The sequence below is a fragment of the Gilliamella sp. CG25 genome (assembly GCF_046635705.1).
Lineage (GTDB): Bacteria > Pseudomonadota > Gammaproteobacteria > Enterobacterales > Orbaceae > Gilliamella > Gilliamella apicola_I.
Genome location: NZ_JBIDFJ010000004.1, coordinates 99,641 through 120,399 on the forward strand (window position 1 = coordinate 99,641; position 20,759 = coordinate 120,399).

General features: G+C 33.8%; 14 protein-coding genes. 2 read left to right on the plus strand and 12 right to left on the minus strand.

Going from position 1 to position 20,759, the window contains the following annotated elements; genetic code table 11:
- Positions 1–193: 193 nt before the first annotated feature.
- The gene (gene corA / locus ACGH6P_RS04660) at positions 194–1,135 is read right to left on the minus strand and encodes a magnesium/cobalt transporter CorA (RefSeq protein WP_267352509.1); all 942 of its coding nucleotides are present in this window, start codon (positions 1,133–1,135) and stop codon (positions 194–196) included.
- A gap of 213 nt (positions 1,136–1,348) precedes the next feature.
- On the opposite strand from corA, the gene ACGH6P_RS04665 reads away from it, so the two are divergent.
- Both ACGH6P_RS04665 and ACGH6P_RS04670 read left to right on the plus strand, forming a co-directional pair.
- Positions 1,349–1,867: a single-stranded DNA-binding protein gene (locus tag ACGH6P_RS04665; protein WP_267380701.1), complete on the plus strand. Its 519-nt coding sequence runs from the start codon at positions 1,349–1,351 to the stop codon at positions 1,865–1,867.
- Between the two features lie 108 nt (positions 1,868–1,975).
- Entirely contained in the window at positions 1,976–2,638 is a 663-nt protein-coding gene (locus tag ACGH6P_RS04670; RefSeq protein ID WP_411596840.1) for a MarC family NAAT transporter, read from the plus strand.
- 81 nt (positions 2,639–2,719) lie between these two features.
- Here ACGH6P_RS04670 and ACGH6P_RS04675 read toward each other — a convergent pair whose 3' ends face one another.
- The 11 genes from ACGH6P_RS04675 to ACGH6P_RS04725 all read right to left on the minus strand — a co-directional run bounded on the left by ACGH6P_RS04675 (position 2,720) and on the right by ACGH6P_RS04725 (position 20,559).
- Complete coding sequence (locus tag ACGH6P_RS04675) at positions 2,720–3,412, minus strand: DUF2461 domain-containing protein (RefSeq protein WP_267352506.1); 693 nt, start codon at positions 3,410–3,412, stop codon at positions 2,720–2,722.
- Positions 3,413–3,415: 3 nt separating this feature from the next.
- The gene (gene kdsB, locus ACGH6P_RS04680) at positions 3,416–4,180 is read right to left on the minus strand and encodes a 3-deoxy-manno-octulosonate cytidylyltransferase (RefSeq protein WP_267352505.1); all 765 of its coding nucleotides are present in this window, start codon (positions 4,178–4,180) and stop codon (positions 3,416–3,418) included.
- A 16-nt stretch (positions 4,181–4,196) separates the two neighbouring features.
- On the minus strand, positions 4,197–4,382 hold the full coding sequence (locus tag ACGH6P_RS04685) for a Trm112 family protein (protein WP_267352504.1): 186 nt from the start codon (positions 4,380–4,382) through the stop codon (positions 4,197–4,199).
- Between the two features lie 3 nt (positions 4,383–4,385).
- Entirely contained in the window at positions 4,386–5,393 is a 1,008-nt protein-coding gene (gene lpxK, locus ACGH6P_RS04690) for a tetraacyldisaccharide 4'-kinase (protein WP_411596841.1), read from the minus strand.
- A gap of 338 nt (positions 5,394–5,731) precedes the next feature.
- Positions 5,732–7,774 (minus strand): ATP-binding cassette domain-containing protein, encoded by a 2,043-nt coding sequence (locus ACGH6P_RS04695; RefSeq protein ID WP_411596842.1) that lies wholly within the window; start codon positions 7,772–7,774, stop codon positions 5,732–5,734.
- Positions 7,775–7,789: 15 nt separating this feature from the next.
- Complete coding sequence (locus ACGH6P_RS04700; RefSeq protein ID WP_411596843.1) at positions 7,790–11,713, minus strand: beta strand repeat-containing protein; 3,924 nt, start codon at positions 11,711–11,713, stop codon at positions 7,790–7,792.
- Positions 11,714–11,739: 26 nt separating this feature from the next.
- Entirely contained in the window at positions 11,740–15,627 is a 3,888-nt protein-coding gene (locus tag ACGH6P_RS04705; protein ID WP_411596844.1) for a hypothetical protein, read from the minus strand.
- Positions 15,628–15,654: 27 nt separating this feature from the next.
- Positions 15,655–16,953 carry an HlyD family type I secretion periplasmic adaptor subunit gene (locus ACGH6P_RS04710; RefSeq protein ID WP_267352499.1) on the minus strand — a complete coding sequence of 433 codons (1,299 nt, stop codon included), beginning with the start codon at positions 16,951–16,953 and terminating at the stop codon, positions 15,655–15,657.
- 93 nt (positions 16,954–17,046) lie between these two features.
- Positions 17,047–17,607 carry a hypothetical protein gene (locus ACGH6P_RS04715; protein WP_267352498.1) on the minus strand — a complete coding sequence of 187 codons (561 nt, stop codon included), beginning with the start codon at positions 17,605–17,607 and terminating at the stop codon, positions 17,047–17,049.
- 19 nt (positions 17,608–17,626) lie between these two features.
- Complete coding sequence (locus ACGH6P_RS04720; protein ID WP_179855830.1) at positions 17,627–19,024, minus strand: TolC family protein; 1,398 nt, start codon at positions 19,022–19,024, stop codon at positions 17,627–17,629.
- A gap of 98 nt (positions 19,025–19,122) precedes the next feature.
- Positions 19,123–20,559 (minus strand): MotA/TolQ/ExbB proton channel family protein, encoded by a 1,437-nt coding sequence (locus tag ACGH6P_RS04725; RefSeq protein ID WP_267360214.1) that lies wholly within the window; start codon positions 20,557–20,559, stop codon positions 19,123–19,125.
- Positions 20,560–20,759 lie beyond the last annotated feature (200 nt).

The window sequence follows — 20,759 nt, forward strand, 5'->3', positions numbered from 1 at the left end:
TAATGATCTAAAATCAATATCTTTCTATACTTATTGTACTTGGTAATTGAGATTAAAAAGCATAAAAGGCAACCTCGTTGTCTCCTAGTTATTCGTGGAGTTACTCAGTTCCCTTTGTTAACTTTTGAAATTAACGCATTTTTTTATTCACTGCCTTAAAAAGACTAGGTTAACATATAATTAACGTCTATGTTTATAACCATTTTTTAAGTTTAAAATAAATATAGGGTGCAACACCAGCCAATAACATGAGTAATAATGAAAATGGATAACCATATTCCCATTTCAGTTCTGGCATATTTTCAAAGTTCATACCATATGCAGATGCAACCACAGTTGGCGGTAAGAATACAACAGATACCACTGAGAAAATTTTAATAATTCGACTTTGTTCAATGTTGATAAAGCTTGTTGCTGCTTGCATTAAAAAATTAACTTTTTGAAATAATGATTCATTATGTGGTACCAATGATTCAACATCGCGAATAACTTCACGAGCTTGCTCAAGTTGATCTGCCGGCATTTTTGCTCGGCGAACAAGGTAGTTAACCGCACGTTGGCTATCCATTAAGCACAATCTTACTTTCCAAGCCGTATCTTCAAGTTCAGCTAACGATGTCATTGCTTCGTCGTATTGCTCTTGTGCAGAACGATCCATAATTACTTGGCTCAATTCTTCTAATTTGCTATAAATACTTTCGATTTGATCGGCTAGTTGTTCAACTTTGACTTCAAATAAATCCAGTAATATTTCATAAGGATTTCCATCAACCATGCTTTGATAACGAGATCGCATACGATATAAACGAAAAGCAGGCAGATCCCGTTCACGCAAAGTAAATAATCGACCATTGTGTACGGTAAAAGCAACGGTTGAATTTCCCGCCCGATCTTCAGCATCTTCATAAAAGAAGAAAGAGTGAACATGCAATCCTTCATTATCTTCAAAAAAACGAGCAGAGGCCTCGATATCATCTAACTCAATACTGGTTGCTAAATTTTGTCCTAAATGAGTTAAAACAAAATCACGATCGGCTTCTTCTGGTTCAATTAAGTCAATCCAAGCCGCATTATTGATGTCGCCTTCATTAACTTTTACTAATTGTTTGTTCTTTAGTCCAAACGCATTAATCATAAGGCCCCCCTTACAGGAAAGTTTCTAGAACATTCTATTAACAAATGTGGCGCATTATACTCGTAATATCTTTAAATTCCTATGTCTAAAGTTATTTTTGTAATGTTAAAAATAGAAGTAATATTCCAGAATTAAATTAAAAACGGTGATGTTGCTGTTGTCTCATGTTACAATACGCAAATTAAATATTTAAGCAATTTTTAGGAGTATATAATGGCAAACCGAGGAATAAATAAAGTCATTTTGGTGGGTAATTTAGGTCAGGATCCAGAAGTTCGCTATATGCCAAACGGAAGCGCTGTTGCAAATTTTAGCGTAGCAACTTCGGAATCATGGAAAGATAAACAAACAGGTGAAAACCGCGATCGTACTGAATGGCATCGTGTGGTTGTTTTCGGTAAATTAGCTGAAATTGCTGGTGAATATATTAAGAAAGGCACGCAAGTTTATTTAGAAGGTCAATTACAAACCCGTAAATGGCAAGATCAAACAGGTAACGACCGCTATACGACAGAAGTTGTTGTTAATCCAATCGGTGGCACATTACAAATTTTAAGTTCACGAAATGGCAATGATAACTTTGATGATAATTCACAAAATTGGGGCCAAAGTGCTAATAATATTTCAACTGCGCCTGCCGCTGCGGCTCGCCCAGCACCACAAGCCGCACCCGCTGCTCAACCTAAAGCTCCTGAACCACCAATGGATTTTGATGACGATATTCCTTTTTAATTTTTCTCTCCCATTTAAAATATTGGGCGTAATTAAGCGCCCATATTTCTTATCTTTTTAATTTCAATTATACTTATAACCTACCAATTTTATTCATTTTATAGTGTTATGTTTGAACTGATACAAACTATTGGCTTTGGTTTAATATTATTTATTCCTTTAACTAATCCGTTAACTACTGTCGTACTTTTATTAGGTTTGTCGGGTGATATGACTAATGAAGAGCGTAATTACCAATCTAAGATGACTTGTATTTACGTTTTTATCATTATGGTTGTTTCTTTTTATGGTGGACAGCTAGTGATGAGCACGTTTGGTATTTCCATTCCTGGTTTGCGTATTGCTGGTGGTATGATTGTTGGTATTATTGGATTTAGAATGCTGTTTCCTCAGCAACCTTCTCATCGAACGTTAGAAGCCGATGCTAAAATGAAAGAAATATCGAATAATATTGCTTTTGTACCACTAGCCATGCCAAGTACGGCAGGCCCTGGAACGATTGCAATGATTATCAGTATGGCTTCAACAGTAAAAAGTGGAGGTTATGATATTTCAAGTTGGGTTGTTTATACTTCTTCAATCTTAGTTCCGCTTTTATTGTGTATTATCCTTTGGTTTTGTATGCGAAGTGCAGGCAGTATTATGCGTTTTATGGGAAAAAGTGGAATTGAAGCGACTTCAAGAATTATGGGGTTCTTATTAGTTTGTGTTGGTACTCAATTTATTATCAATGGTGTAAAAGAATTAATCATGAGCTTTCCCAATATTTAGTAAACTAAATCATTTTGAAAAAGTTGTTTATTAATAATAATGTCGTTTACTTAGGCTAGCTCATTTAATCACAGTGTTAAATCATAAATTGGGAATATTTTTTATCATTTCCACCCGCATTAAATAATCATAAAGCGGTAATAGTTGTTTAAAACCCTTTGATAATTTGTTAGGTAGATCGCCGTTTAGCAAATCTTCAATATTGGAGTTTGTAACCATTGCTGCTAAACTTTTTCGATTATACCATGTTGCTATTTTTGGATCTTGATCTTTAATTAGTGGGCGTTTATAACTTTCACCAACAAGTTCAAATGGTTTTTTAACACAACGAATCATGTCTAAAAATTTTGCACTATCATTAAGAATTTCTTCACGAAAAATATCCATTGTCTGCTTTGATGCACAATAATAGCCAAGTCCATAACGATAGCAATCTGGTGCTATTTCAAAAAAATAAGCAGGCGCTTCTTTCCAATCTCGGTTTGGTCGTTTAAATGTCAACCATAAACGACTACGATATAACGATTTATCTTTCGAAAAACGTGTGTCACGATGTATGCGAGATATCGTTTTACCAATAGCTGGTTTTGTTTCAAACCATTCATCAATTTCCAGCATGTTGGGGGTTAACTGTTCTACTAACAGCCGGAATGGTTTGATTAATTCATTATCATAGATTGATCGGTGCTCGTCAAACCATGCTCTACTATTATTAATCCATACATCTTGTAAAAAATTAAGTCCTGTTTGGGTAAAACCAGAAAATTGTGCCATATTTTAATCCTTGAATAACTTTCTGACTTTTTCTAAGTCTTCTTGTGTATCAACCCCTATAGCAGGGGCCTGTTTAGCAACTGCCACATGAATTTTTTCACCATACCAAAGTACACGTAACTGTTCTAACATTTCAATCTGCTCAAGTGTAGAAGGTGCCCAATTGATATATTGACGAATGAAACCAGCTCGATAGGCATAAATCCCGATATGTCGAAGATAAAAATCACCAATACTTGTTGGTTTGAAAAGATCTTCAGATTTCGCAAAGCGATCCCTTTCCCAAGGAATGGTTGCTCGTGAAAAGTAGAGTGCATACCCATCTTTATCAGTCACTACTTTCACTGCACCAGGATTAAATGCTTCTGTTGCTGAATCGATTGGAACAGCTAATGTTGCCATTCCTGTTTTATACTGTACTAAGTTTTCAGCAACTTGATCAATGATGATTGGTGGAATTAGCGGCTCGTCACCTTGTACGTTCACAATAATTTCATCATCGGAAAATTGATAGGCATTGATGACTTCTGCTAATCGTTCTGTACCCGAATTATGTTTATTGCTAGTCAGAATTACTTCACCGCCATAAGATTTCACCACATCGAATACTTGTTGATGATCAGTTGCAATAATTACCCGATTTGCTGAAGACTTTTTGGCTTGCTCCATCACTCGCACAATCATAGGTTTACCATGAATATCAGCAAGCGGTTTAGCCGGTAAACGACTTGAAGCATATCTCGCAGGAATAATAACCGAAAAATTCATAATTAAAACCTTTTACCTATTCGTGAACTGAAATCGAAGAATTCAGTGTTTTCGCTTCGTTTTCCAGTAACACAGGAATATTATCTTTGATTAAATAAACAAGTTTATCCTTTGGACATATTAGACTATTTTGTTCAGTATCATATTGAAGTTCACCATGACATTTAGGGCAAGCTAGCGCCTTAAGGAGGATTTCTTTCATTTTTTATTCTCTTTTAGATTTTATTTCTTCTAACAATGAGCAGACTTGATTAGTTACCTGATTAGGCAATATTGCCTCTATGGGTAAATACCACCAATTTGGTAATGTAAATTGAAAACATTTTACCGCATCTTTTTCTGTCATTAAAAGGGTTTGATCTTGTGTAGCAATATTCGTTAACAATGGCAAAGTATAATTTTGATGATCCGCAAATGATACTGTTTTGATCACATCAGCATTGAGTGTATTTAGCATTGTAAAAAAACGGTTTGGATCACCAATACCGGCCATAGCACAGATATTTTTTAATGAATGCAATTCTATTTTTTCTTTTGTTAATAAATTTACTGCATATTGCGGTTTTAGTTGCATTGTATAAGTTTTTTCGGGGAATTTTTCAGCTAAATGACTTTTAGTTTCGCCATTAATAATAATAATATCAACAGATTTTAATCGACTTTGTCGCTCCCTCATTGGTCCTGCTGGTATCCACCAACCGTTACCAAATAAGCGTTTACCGTCAACAACCACAATTTCAATATCTCGCTTTAATGCATAATGTTGTAAGCCATCATCAGTTAAAATTGCATCTAATTGATAGTTATCTAATAAAGCTTGTACCGCTTGACTTCGATTGGGAGAAACGGCAACTGGCACATGTGTTCTTTGATAAATTAATACTGGTTCATCCCCAGCTTGTGCGGTGGTTGTTTGTTCATCTAAAATAAGCGGATAACTTTCTGCTTTTCCACCATATCCACGTGAAACAACACCGATTTTTAAACCTTTAGTCTTTAAAGCTTCAATTAATCCTATTACCAGTGGAGTTTTTCCATTCCCACCTACCGATAAGTTTCCAATTACGATGATAGGTACAGGTGATTTCCAAGATTTTAATATTCCTGCTTTGTAAAGTTGGCGTCTAACCAATGTTATTAATCCATACAACCATGATAATGGCATTAGTAACCAATAAAAATGTGTTTTACCATACCATAATTTTTCAATCATTGTTTATTCACCATTGAATTATGCTTTTATATTAAATTTGCTATTGTAATCTATTCTGGTGTTTATTGACTAATCCAAATCATTTTAGTCATTTTTAATTTAGACAATGAGAATAATCTAACAAAGCATAGTTAAGTAAGCCTTTTAAAAAATCACCCTATTTTATAATTTTAAAATCGATTAAACCAATGTTAAAAGTTTAAATTTGAGAATTTTTAATCATTCAGTATTACTGACAATAATTTTAATATAGAAGGGAAACAACAAATAAAAAAGGATTCTTATCAAATCCTTTTTTATCATTGAAAAATGAATTGATTATCAATAATCAATCAAATTTATTTATCTTGAGCTGTCTTTTGCAAATATTGTTGGAAATCTTGCTTATTTCCGTCAAAAACAATATTGCCACCATTAAGCATAATAACTCGATCAACAAAGCTCAAAAGATTAGTTCTGTCTGTTGCAATAACCATTGTTTGTCCTTGTTTTGCACGTAAATCAAGTTGTGCTAACAATAACTGCTCAGTATTCGGATCTAACTCGGCGCTAGGATTATCTAAAAATGATATGCTATGCGGAGATAAAATAAATCGAGCTAAAGCTAACTTTTGACGTTGTAAAATCGTTAACGGAACAGGCAATTGGCGCCAGTAAGTATCAAGTCCATTATTTAAAAAAGGTAACAAATTTTGCAAATTCACTTGTTTTAATACTTCTAAAGCGCGATCATGCGAAATTTGGTCAGGTTTATTATTTAATGTAAGATATTCGTATACTGTTTCGCCGATAATACCACTATATTGCCATAGATAATGATTTTCACTTCGTAATGAATCCGCAATAGATTTAGTTAACATAAAACCATTCCATGTTATGTTGCCTTCATCTGCTTCTAAAATACCTAATAATAATTTTAATAAAGTACTTTTCCCTGATCCTGGCCCACCAACTATCGCTATTCGTTCACCTGACTTGATTTGCAAACTGATATCGTCTAAACAAGGTAAGGAAGGGTGATATTTGAAACTGACTTTAGATGCCCCCCAACCATTTTTAGGGCCGTTGAAGCCACTTAATAATCCGTTTTCATTTTGTTCTTTATCAAGAAGCGCATTAATCTGTTTCATGGAGTTAGTCATACGTTCAAGATTAGGTAACATATGCATTAACGAGAAAAACGGTTGACTCAAACGACCACCAATAATAATTGTCGCAAATAAACCTGCTGGCGACATATGACCTGTCTGTATTAGGTAAAAAGCAACAATCACGGCAAGCACAGTTTGTAAACTAGTTAAACCCATTAAAAAAGAACTACAGCGGTTATGAATAATATAGCGTTTTTGTTCATTTTGCTGCGCTTTTTCATTACCGGCTAGAAAGGTATAAGTCGCTTCTTTATAAGAAACCGAAGACTGATAATATTCAAGGGTTGTCGGTGAAAAAGGGACTTGAGCATTTATCGTTGGAATAGATTTATTTTCAAAATAAAAAAGCGTAATACGAACGATTGCACATATAAAAATAAAAATAGGAACAACGATTAACCAACCCGCAACAATCGCAATAACAATAAAATAAAGCAGACTGAAAACCAGATCTAATACTGTGCTTGAAAAGAACGTTAAAAACTGCATTCTAAACACATTCCAGTTGTTCATTGCCTCAATTACTTTGCGTCCCCATTGAGTTTTAAAGCTAGGCATAACTTGAATAAGTTCAGAAATAATTTTAGGTTCTAAACGATATTGTACTAAAGATGAATATTCACACCCCAATTTTATTCTATCCATTCTAAAGTAATACTCAACTAAAATAGCCAGCATTACGCCTAAGGATAGTGTCCAAAGTGAAGAGTCAGCTTGCCCGGGTATTACTCGATCATATATTGCATTTAAATATAATGGAATGAGCATGATAAAGAGATTGATTATCAGAGTTGTCCAAAAAAGACGACTGATAATCCTATTTTCTTTTTGCCCCATAACCAACAATGAACGCCAACTTAATTTATTTTTTCTTTCAGTTAGCAAGACACGCCAAGTCTCCTTTGGCAGTTTATCTAATTTAACATTTTTTTCATTTTTTATCTTATTAGAATGAACGGTAAGCAGAGACCATCCTGTTTGTTCTTCAAAAGCAACGTATAACCCTTTATTGACAGCATTATGTTCTTCGGAACAAGGAAATAATTCTATACCAAGATATTTTTGTGCCAACTCAAACAACATTTCTCGGTTAGCAGTCTGCTCTAGTTTTTCAATCTGCTCCTGCCATTCCCATTGACCAACAGGTAAAGATAATTTTTTTGCGGCCTCTGACAAGACCGACTTTAGTTGAAAAATATCACCAGAATTTGTAGATAATTCACTATTCATAAAGATATCTGATACCTATACATGATTCCAAGTTAATGTATGGGTTCCATCTGTCCACTGATCAACACCCGGTGAAATTTCAGAATGTACCCAAGTACCTGCACTATCTAAAATTTGTAATGAATCAGTGCTATCGGTATCAAATCGAATATTGTTATTATCCATATTCTCAAATAAATCACTTAAATTAACGAGAATAAAATCACCAGCGACCCCATCTTTAAAATTGAAAATATCAATATGTTTAAATAAATTTTTATTAACGACACTAAAATCAAATGTTCCAGCTCTTCCTTTTTTGGTAACACTATCTATACCTAAACCACCATCAATTGAGTGATATCGATTGAAATCGGTAAGCGAACTGAATTGAAACTCGTCATTAAAATTAGTCCCTGAAATATCGGTAATGGAAGTAAGTGTATCTCTCCCCCAATTACCTTTAGAAACTGTCATATCTTTATTGTTTGTAATATAAACTCTTATACCTTCTCTTAAATTAGTATAATCTATTTTCGTATTACCACTAGTATTCACTATTCTATCATTACCACTACTGCCGTAAACAATATCATTTCCAGCACCAGTATGAATTTCATCACTTACACTACTACCATAAAATTCATCATCTTTATCAGTTCCAATGATTTTGTGTATATTCACGATACGATCTTCTTTACCATACCCATTATCGCTTACTATACCTGTGTCAAGATTTGCTTTAATTCCATTTGGTGATTTATATTGAACAACTGCATTATTGCCAATACCAATTAATGTATTGTTTCCATCACCACCAATTAAAATTCCTTTTCCTGATATTATATCGTCATATTGTGAACCATATATGTTTTCGATATTTTTTATCGTATCTTTTCCGCCAAAACCATTAGTCGCCGTACCATTACCGTTTGCATCTAACGAAACAACCACACCTTGAATTCCATCATCGTAATAGAGCCAGTCACTACCAGCGCCACCGTCTATAAAATTATCACCACCTTTAGCATGGATATGATCATCACCTGCACCAGCAATAACGGTATTACCTTCTGTTTCGTTTCCATAAAACTGCAAAGTACCATTTTTAATGGTCACATTATTTATATTCTTTATTTCAGCATCATAATTATTAGCTGTAATACGATTGTTTTCTAAATCAACAATATACGATCCTTGCATTGTTTCATCTAAAATAAGCGAGTTAGTTCCACCACTACCGTCAACAAATGTTGTATTCTGGTTTATAATGAATGTATCATCATATTCCGTACCAACAAATTTTGCGAATCCACCCGCTGTAAAACTATCCTGATATGTCTGTCCGTTGATATCTTTTATTACTGTTCCATTAGTAGCGTCTATCTCAATCCCAGAATTCTGTGCAACAATAGAATAACGACTATAATCTAACGTATTCGTTCCATTACCTTTAGTGATAATTTGGTCATTACCCAAAGAACCATAGATGATATTTTCCGACCCGCCACCAACATGAATAATATTATCAGCATCGCTTCCTTCAATGATATCATCAAAAGCTGAACCAACAATATTTTCGAAATTTGAGACCTTATCTACACCATCAAGACCATTGCTATCTTTGGTACCGTTCTTTGTTGCTACTTGATTTTTCAGGCTGATTTCAATGCCATTAGCGACATTACTATAATCGATAGTATCGACACCATCTCCTCCATCATAATAATTAGACATTCCGCCTTTGCCTACAATAAGATAATCATCGCCAGCGCCTGTACTAATGAGATAATTAGTATCATTAGCCAATTCAATACGATCGTCAAAATCAGTTCCAACAATGCCATTTATGTTAGTTAGCTGATCCGCACCGCCAAAACCATTTGAATAGGCACGTCGTGTTTTAAGATTTACATCAATGGCCGAAGACGCTAGATGATAATCTACAACGTCAATTCCTGAACCACCAATAAAGGAGTTATAACCTTGCCCAGCAACATAAAGATTATTACCTGCTTCACCGTGAATTACAGCTCGACTAATTGCATCACCTTCAATATAAAAAGTATCATTACCTTCACCACCATATATCGTTATACTACCTTTGGCGGTTTTAAAAATATCATCATGTTGACTACCTTTAATTGATTGAATATTCGTTAAAGTATCCGAACCATCAAAGCCATTATTGATAACTTGTTTATCTGTTTTAGAAAGGTCAACATTAATTCCTTTTACGGATTCTTGATAACTGGCCGTACTATTTCCTCCATTACCGCCTATTAGCGTATTGTTACCCCCCATACCTACAAGGATATCATTACCACCATTACCAATTATGATATTGTCTTTATCATCTCCAATTAAGACATCATCAAAATGTGTACCAGTAATGTTATTAATATTTCGAATTGAGTCGTTTCGACCAAATGCATCGGTAACAATGCCCTTAGTTAAATCAACATTGACTCCGTTATCAGTGGTTTCATAACTTATTGTATTAATACCGCCTTTGCCATCTATCTGATTATCTTTGCCACCACCAACAAAAAAGATATCCTTGCCATCACCGCCAATCAAGTTGTTACTTTCTGTTAAGCTTCCGATAAAAGTATTATCACCATTGTTACCAATAATATTTTGAATATTTTCAACCTGTTGATTTACAGCTCCTGTAACAGTTTTCGTATGTAAATCAATAATTAAGTCACCTTTTACTTGGCTATAATCTACAGTATTAATTCCAGCTCCACCGTCATAAATATCTTGTGTTGTGCCAGCAATAATGACATCATCTCCAGCACCACCAACAACATGAACATTATTAGCGGAACTTGATAACAGTATGTTTCCATCGATATCAATAAGTGATGAAGGGGAATCAACAACTGAAAAATTAAAGTCTTCTGTTACAGTTTTTCCATTTGAATCAGTGTATGTTACCGAAATCGAGAATTTATTAATCTGACCTTTTGGATATAAAATAATGATTTCATTGAGCGATAAACCATATTTATCACCCTGCGCTGTACCGCCTCGAATAATTTCATAGTCAGAAGGAAGCCCTGTTATGTTACCTATTGATTGAGCATCATCAAAAGAGACAATACGAAGAATTTTACCTTCTTCAATATAATTTTGATTAGCTACGTTAACCGTCCAATCAGCATTTTCTTGCGAAAGATCAACCAGTGTTGTTGAATACTGCGCATTGGCTGTAACATCCGTTCTTGCTGTTAGATTACCACCACCGACGTCGTAAACATGTTGAGCACTATCAATTAATCCTTCCCATTGATAAAGTTTAACATTAGGCATCTTTGGCGTAATACTTGCAGGTGGTTTACTTTCAACAATTGGAACTTCGCCATCGATACTTGATTGAAACTTTTCAGAATCCGAACTGGATGATGAACTCTTCTTAAAAACAATATCTGCATGAGGTGACTTAAGTTTAGCAGGCTTCACTTGCATGTCTAAATCCATCATATTTTCAAGTGAAGATTGAATTTCATTTGATGACGTGTCCGCACCACCACTTGTATCAATAACAATAAAATTGTCTGTCATGTTTGTCGTGAGATCAACCGTTTTATCTTCGACACTTTCGACAGTGATGTCATCCTCTTTAGTGGTAAGTTGTTCAGGTGCTTTTGTTTCAATTATCTCTGGTGTAATATCTTCAATTTTCGCTAAACTCATAATTTCATATGAATTTAATTTTTTTCCATCATTAAATGCTAATGAAAGCACGCCTCCATTTAAAGAAGCTAATTCGGCTCCCATCGTTAAAATCAATTTACGATTGTCACCTGTAGTAATGATTAAATCCGAACCATTAATTGATAAAGATACTTTATCTTTTTCCCATGAAGCATTAATTTTATTGTCTTCATAAGTAAAAGGAATAATTGAAAGAGCTGGCTCCATCGGTGTTAAGGCTGTATTTGTGTTACTCATAAACTTGTCTCACTTCTTATCTCTATTTATACTCGGTCAACGATTAATTCATGTGTACCATCTGTCCAAATTTCTTTTGAACCATTTACACTATGTGACCAAGAAGAAGAATTTATTAATGCTAAACTGTCATTACTATCTAAAACAAACTCAACTGAATCTGTATCCAAAGCATCAAAAAAGGTCGATAAATCAATGGAAATTCTATCCATGCTATTGTCTTTGAAATCAAAACTGTCTATATGTTTAAAAATAGTTGAACTTCCAAAAAAGAAATTATCTGTTTGACCAGATTTTTTAACAACATCAAATCCTTGACCTCCGTCAATACATTGATAGCCATTTAAATCTGCTAATGAGGTAATTTTGAATATATCATTACCATTGGTTCCAATGATGTTTTCAATACTTTTATAGTTGTCCACACCTTGATTACCATTATCATGGGTTTTGACAATTGTGTTAGTATTAAGATTAACTTCAATTTTAGTATTATTTAATTCATTATAAATTAACGTATCATTACCGCGATCGCCGTTATAACTATCGTTTCCTGTAGAAGCGTAAAATGTATCGTTTCCAAATCGTCCGGTTATAACATTGTCGTTATCATTGCCTCGAACAATACTATCACCCGAACCAGTTACAACTTTATTGATATTGATTAGTTTATCTGTACCTGTGGTTTTCCCACCACTTTTTACAGCAATACCTTTCTCTAAATCGATATCCACATTTGATGCATCGCCATAATCAACCCACGCATTTTTACCAACGCCTTCTAGTGTATCGTTACCAGAAAATCCTCTCATTTCAGCGAAAGATTTAATATAGTCATTGAATTCGGTACCATGAACGGTTTCGACATCCACAATATGGTCTTTACCACCATAGCTATTTTGTGTTGCATAACCTGTACCACTTTGATTGAGTTCTACTACAACACCTTTTCCAGTAGTAGAGTATCGATAGCTGATTATATCTGTGCCGCTTCCACCAAAAATTTCATTATTTCCGCCTAAAATATAGAAGGTATCATTTAATGAACCGCCGACAAACTTTGTTGAACCCGATGTTTTAGTATAACCAACATTACCTGAAGCATTTGAAAATCTAACTTCATCAATATTTTTTACGGTGTGATGAAATAAATGTCTATCTTTAACATCATCATCAATCTGATTAGTATCAAGATGAGCCACCATTCTTCCAGACATACCACTATAATCTATGGCATCGTGACCTGAGCTACCATCAATTGTTTGATTGCCTGCTGCAGCGATGAAAACATCACTGCCTTTTGAACCAATAAAAGTATTGAAATTGGTAAAATTATCTGTACCAGAGGTTTTAGTAACAGTGCCGTTACTCATATTGATAGTAACACCGTCACTGAGAGCATCATATCTTAATGTGTTTACACCTTCTCCACCATCAAGAATATCATTACCATAATTGCCGTAAACTGTATCATTTCCAGCCCCAGCTAAAATACTTAGATCGTTAGCACTACTGTAGATCACATCATCAAAATCAGTCGCTATAATTTTTTGAATGTTTGTTATGTTATCTTGACCACCAAAGCCATTTTTAGCAACATCACCCGTTACTAAATCCATTTCCAGACCTGAAGTTGCATTACTGTAATCAACAGTATTAATGAAACCTGCGCCTTGACTTCCTCCATCAATTTTATTGTTGCCAGAACCTGCTATGATTGTATTATTACCAAGACCCCCATCGACTGAATGATCGCCATTACCTAAAACGAAATAATCATCAAAATTAGTTCCAATGACTTTATTAATATCCTTTAAAATATCAATACCTGAAAAGCCATTGTCATAAACAATACTTTTATTGAAATCAATGCTAATTCCATAAGCTGCATTTACATAACTAAGGGTGTCAAAACCTGTTCCCCCTAAATAATTGTTAAATCCTGCTCCTGCTTCATAGGTGTTATTACCACTATTTCCACTTAAAAATGTGATGCTCGCTTCATTACCACCAACTTTAAAGTGATCATCACCAGCGCCACCATCAATAATGGTAGTGCCAACACCTGTTATGAATTTATCATCATAATCACTTCCAACAATAGCTTGGATATTAATTAGTGTATCTTTTCCACCGAATCCATTATCTTCAACTTGGTTATTATCTTTTGTTAAATCCACTTCAATTCCAGATTCAGCGTCTGAATAGTCAGCGGTGTTAATTCCCTCACCACCATCGAGTGTATTATTTCCACCTCGACCTGATAAAGTATCATTACCTTTACCACCGACAATGAGGTTGTCTTGATCATCGCCTATTAAAATATCATCAAAATCACTACCGGTGATATTTTGAATATTTTTAACAGAGTCTGTGCCACCATTACCGTTATTAATAACTTTATTTGCAGATAAATCAACGTGAACACCGCTAGTCACATTTTCAAAGGCAATGGTATTGATACCTTTACCGCCATCAATAATGTTGTTACCCCCACCACTCATAATCGTATCATTACCATCACCGCCAGTGAGTATATTATTTTCTTGGCTATGCCCAATTATGGTATCGCCATTATTACTTCCAATTACATTTTGAATATTTTTTAATGTATGGTGGGTATTTTTGGCGTCAGTTTTTCCATTATTTAAATCAATAACCAGTGATTCTTTAAGTTGACTATAATTAACTGTATTTGTACCAGCACCTCCATCATAATGTCCATTTTGATTGCCTGCAAAAATGGTATCATCCCCACTACCAGCGGTGATATCAACATTATTTTTGGTTGATGAAAGTTGAAAATGCCCAGTATTATCAACAATAATTGCTGGGTGATCGGTAATATCAAAATTAGCCTGTTCATTTACTGTATTGCCTTGATTATCAATATAGCTTAAAGCAAGGCTAAAAGACGATTTTATTCCTTCAGGATAAATAATTAAAAATTGATTTGCAGCTAATCCAAATTCTTTACCGAGTGCCGAATCAGCTGTAATGATTTTCATATTTCCGAGTTGACCAGTAACAGAAACGACACTTGTTGCATCATTAATTTCTATAACGCGCCCTATTTGCCCAATAGGTAGCTTCGTTTCATCATTAGCGTAAATTGTCCAATTTTCTGTTTCTCCCGATAGATCTATATGAATATTTTCATATTGGATATTAAAATTTTCTGATTCAGCTGCTTCGTCATTACCGGTACCCGCTATCCAAATTTTACTTGAGTTATTAACAACCGATTTGATTTGTAATAACTTTATTGAAGGAATATCGATTTCATCAGAGCTATCGTCGTTATTGTTATTATTATCATTGATATCGATAATTTCATGCGATTCTGCAATAAATTTTTCCTTTGAAGATTCGGCTGTATCGGATGTTGATGGATACGGGATATTTTCTGAAATATTGTTATCATTATCACTGATAGTTGATGAAGAATTTTTTGAAATAAGCTTTTCAAGATCTTCAACACTCTCTTCATCTTTTTGTAATTGACTGTCTAAATTATTGACTACGATAATTTCAACAGATTCATTAGCGACAGGTTCGATAACTTCATGTTCATCTTGCCCCTTCATCTCATTTTTTTCAGTAACATCAGATTCATTATTTTCAGTTAACTTTGGCGCAGTATTAATAGATTGAGACTTGGAAATTAACTCATTAGCATTGATTGTAACCCCATCTTTAAATGAAAAAGTAAATATATTTGGGTCTAATGATGCTAGTTTAGCCGCTAATGGTAATATTAATTTTTTATCACCAGACTGAACAATCAAATCAGTACCATTAATTAATAATTCAACATCTTTATAATTAACGGGTATATAGTTTTCTGCATAGGTAACAGGAACAACAGCTGTTTCTGATGATGCAGGCATTGGTAATTCATTATATTGTGACATCTATTTATATCCATTCATCTAAATAAGTTAAGGTTCTGAAAAAACAAGAGAACTGTTTGACAATAAGGGTTTTAAAAAGTATTCCAGTAATGTCCTTTTTCCAGTCAGCAAATATGCATCGACACTCATACCTGGGTACATAGTTACATTATATTTCTCAGAAGGAACTTCAATACTAACAAGGTAATATCGACCTAAATTTTCGTCTGAAACAGCATCTGCACTGATAACAGATACTCTTCCCTCTAGTGTGTTAGCATATGAAACGTCAAAAGCACTGATATGCAATCTTGCAACCATTTTTTCCCAAATACGATCCCTATCTTCTGGTCTTACTTTTACTTCAGCAATGAGAGGGACTTCTGAAGGTGCTATTTCAACTACTTCTCCCCCTGCTCGAATAACTGCACCTGTATGAGCAACAAACAGACGCTGAACTACGCCATCGGCAGGACTGACAATTTTTGAGTTTTCTCGTCGTCCTTCACTGTGCGTTCGCGAGTTATCAACATCGCTTAAATTGATATTAACTTGAGTTAGTTGTTTTTGAACATCAGATATGAAGTCAGCTTGAATCTGTTCATATCTTGCTTCATATTCTGAAAGTTCACTATTTAATCGTGGTACTCTTAATCTGGACTCATTAAGTGCGGTTTGTATTTGCTGATTTTCAAGTTTTTTCTGAAGCAAAGCTCCTTGTGCTGCTGCTCCCTTAGCTACCATGTTTTTGTAAAGCTGTACTTCTTGTTTAGCCAACTCCGCTTGTTTGCTAAGATCATCAATTTTAGTGACCAATTCTAAAATTTGCGCTTTCTTCTGTTCTACTTGAGCATTAATGACTTGTTTTTGTGCCCGTAAAGCTACGGATCTTGAATCAAATAAATGCAATTCATTTGTTATAATTTCATCTAATGATTTTTCACCCGTAAATTTAGGTTCAAATTTTTCATTACTTAATTCTGCATTAAGTCGTTCTATTCTGACCAATAAAGCTTTGCGTTCAATTTCATTTTTGGCAAAACTTTCATTAACATAGCTATTATCAACAATCGCAATTAATTGTCCTTTTGTAACATGCTGCCCTTCATGCACCAAAAGTTGTTGAATAACGCCACCTTCAGGGTGTTGGAGAGTGATATTTCGACTTTCGACACGAATAACACCAACACCTTTAACTAACACATCAACTTTAAATAATGAAATCCAAATTAGAAATAGAACGATAACAAGTAGTGTTCTACCTGCTATTCCTGTTGGCATATAGTTAGCTAGTTTTTTTAAAACTACCACTCCATCTTGAAATTTTTCTCTAAATCTATCTTTCATTTTGATTCAAATATTGTCATTAATTTGTTGGTATCAGTTGGCAGCGATGACCACTTTAATTTACCTGTTCTAGTAATTTATTGCGCCTATATTTTAGTTCTGTATCATTCTTTGACTTTGAATCTCTGAAGGCTGATTTTCAACCACATTGACTTCATCATCACGTAATATACGGATAGATACAAATCCAATATCACTCCTATTAACAGAAGCATTTTCTATTTTTACTTTTTGAACGGAAACTTTTCGAGATTGTAAAATACTAAACACTTCTAAACTTCGTTGATATTGTAGACTTAAAGAAAAACCAACTTGTGCGTCATCTGACGAAGTAGCAAAAATAACAGCACCTTTTTCTTCGATTTGGTCTTTATTCGCATCAATCCATTGAATCAATTTTTCTTTATTTGCTTCTGTTAAGAAATTTCGATTTTTAGGCCCCTGAAAATCCAAACGTAATTCATTTGGATTGACACCCTGATCATACTTATAAACATTAGTCACTAATTGATTACGCTCACGCAATTTAATCCCAACATTTTGTTGAGCAATAATCATTAATATTTGAAAAAGTAACGTGATTAGAAGATATACAAGTAATAATACTGTCATCATATCAACATATGCTGGCCAGAAATGTGAATTTGATTTCATAGAAATACCTTTCTTTTCATTATTTTAAGCTAAGTTTGAACATTCCATCATCTAACTTATCAGCAAGTAAATATAAACCGAGTGTAGAAAGATAATAATCATATAATGCTGATGATCGACTTACTTTCGCACTAAAGTAATCTGTTTCTACGGTTAATAAATCGTTTAGATTACGTTTACCTAAAATGAATTCATCCATATATAATTTGCGAGTTCTACTTGCATCATCTTCGGCTTTCGATTGTATTAGGTAAGTATCAGTAGAGTTAAGCGCATCTTCTACCAAATTATTTGAAACCTCTTTAATATCACGTACCAGTTGATTGTAAGAAGCCATACTATAACTATATCGAGCTACTGCTTGACTGATTCTTGATGAATTAATACCACCATCTAAGACAGGCATACTAACTTGTAGTGACACTTTACCACCGATGAAATTGCCATTTTTATCACTTGGATGTTGGAAAGGTTTACTATACGATCCGACAGCATCAACTGAAGGATATCGTGCACTTTTTGCAACCTCAATTTCTGAACGAGCACTGTTTAACTGAGCCTCAGAAGATTTAATATCAGGGTTATTTTCCAACACATTATTCAAAATTTGGTCATATAATTGACTTGTAATAAATACTTCTTTCAATTTTACAGGATGGGTTGGCGCTGAACGACCCAACAAAGAATTCAACTCTTGTATCGATTTTTTCAATTGAAGTTCAATTGATTTAGAAGCATTTTGTGCATTGGTTAATGCTAATTGTGCCCTGATTAATTCTGACTGAGGTGAAAGCCCTCCTGTAACTTGTACACCAATAGTATTTACAAGTTGTGACATTTCTTTTATATAATCTTGAGCGTAATCTTTTTGTTGAGTGTAACGACGTACATTAAAGTAAGCTTTAACTACATTGAACGTAACTTTATTCTTTTCATAATCAGCAACATATTTAGCTGATTCACGAAGTTGTTTTGCACTATCTACACTATAACGAGTACGACCAAAATCAAGCAGGTTATATTGAAAAGAGACCTGAGCTTGAGCATATTCATCATTAGACCTTGATATCGAGCTCATTCGATCGAAGGCTTTATCGCGAGTTTTAGCTAACACATTAACTTTAGGATAGTATGTTGCTTTCATTTCATCTATTCTTGCATCTGCTTCTTCTAATCTTGAGTTCGCAGAAACAGTACGCAAGGAGTAATATTGAGCAAGTTCTATGGCTTCTGCTAAAGATAATCCTCTTGATTCAATATCAAAACCATTTTGCAATATACTAGGTAATTGTTTATTAGCTAATAGAATATTTTCATTTGCTTCGTAAGTATTTTGGGTATTTGGTAGCTCATGTTTAACAGTACAACCAATCATAAGGGACGAAAGCACACTTAATACGATAATTTTATTTTTCACAACATAATCCATATAACAAATAACTATTTAAAAATAATTAACTCCATCTTATCTTTAATAAAATAGAGTTAATTAACTGTGCTACACAAAGTATTAACTCAATTTTGAACAGATGCTCTTAATGTAGTCATTTGACTAACACATTCTTGCAAAAGTTCATTTTGTTGACGCACTACTTGTACTACTGCTTCGGAATCACTTGTTTTCATACGAGCAACGGATTCAATCGTTAATAACTGTTGGCGAACACCTTCCATTTCAGATTGCAAACATGTCAGTGTTTCAGCTACTTCTTTAAATGTTTGAACTATTTGTATGCGATCCGCATTCATTCCACCAATTGCTTCAACTAGAGCAGTACGATTTCTATCTGTTGAGGTATAAACATTTTCAATAACTTCAATTGTTTGACTTTGAACCTCATTAATTTTCACCGTATGTTCATCAATTGCATTTAACGCATTATTCGCTGTTTCTAATTCGACTTGAATACTTCGTAAAATAGGTTGTTGACCATCAATAGAGGCAAGCATTGAATTGACACCTTCTAACTCACTTTGTATTTGCCCCAACACAGATTGCATAGAATTGAATATTTGGTTTTGTGAGGCAAAACTCTGCTCTTGCTGTTGAATAAGCTTATCAAAATAATTAGATAATTTATTGGTGCTTTCAATCTGTTGTAATTGATTATCTTCGAATTTTTTCTGATAATTAAGAAATTGATTAAATGAATCTAATAAAGCTGCATTTAAATTCGTTGTTTGCAATTTAACGTCCGAAGGTGATGCAAGAGCAGACTCAGTAGAACCATTAATTACACTTGATATAGAAACGCCTACATCATTAGCATTCGTTTTAGCCCAATCTTCAACTGAAAAATAGATATTATCAACTATTGAGCCTAATAAATGCGCTAATAAGCCCATTACTAAAGAACCCATTAATCCAAGAAATGATGCAGTAAATGCTGCTGACATGCCACCTAAAGGTGCGGCAATACCACCAAGTAAAGCTGAAATATCACTGGTATTATTAGTAACAATATCCATTGATTCACGGATACTGCCCATTGTTAAGATTAATCCAATGAACGTACCTAATAACCCTAAACCAACTAATAAACCTGATAAATAATCTGCGCCAGATACACGGTGGGAAAAGCTATCTTTTAATTTGTCTAGAACAGAATTACGGATTTCTGGACCTGAAAGTGCCAAATCAGATACACGCCCTCTTAACCCTTTAACTGCACCTTTAAAAGGAAAGTTATTTAATTTATCAAAATTATTGGGATTTTCTGAGGCTACTGATAAAAACTTTTTCCAGCTATTGATTCCACTCATTAGTGAAACAGAAACAATAAAAGTATAAATTACACCAATAATTTGCATTGAAATAATAGCGGTATTGATAATTTTATTATGATTAATAGCTTCTAAAAGATCATCAAAAAAATATGCATAAGCTATTACTATTACAAAGAGGATCAATAATATAAATCTTATCGATCGTTTAACAGAATTCAACTTCACTTTATCCATCCTTAAACTAAATTATAAAAACATTCATAATTTAGTATAACTATATTTATTTTCCAATTTTTTATAAAAAATTAATATTCATCAATCTTCTTAACGAAAATATGATGAATTCTTATTATAATACTGATTAAAAAAATTGAAACCTTTTTATTCAAAAATTTCCAAATAAATATTATTTAGAAATAAAAACA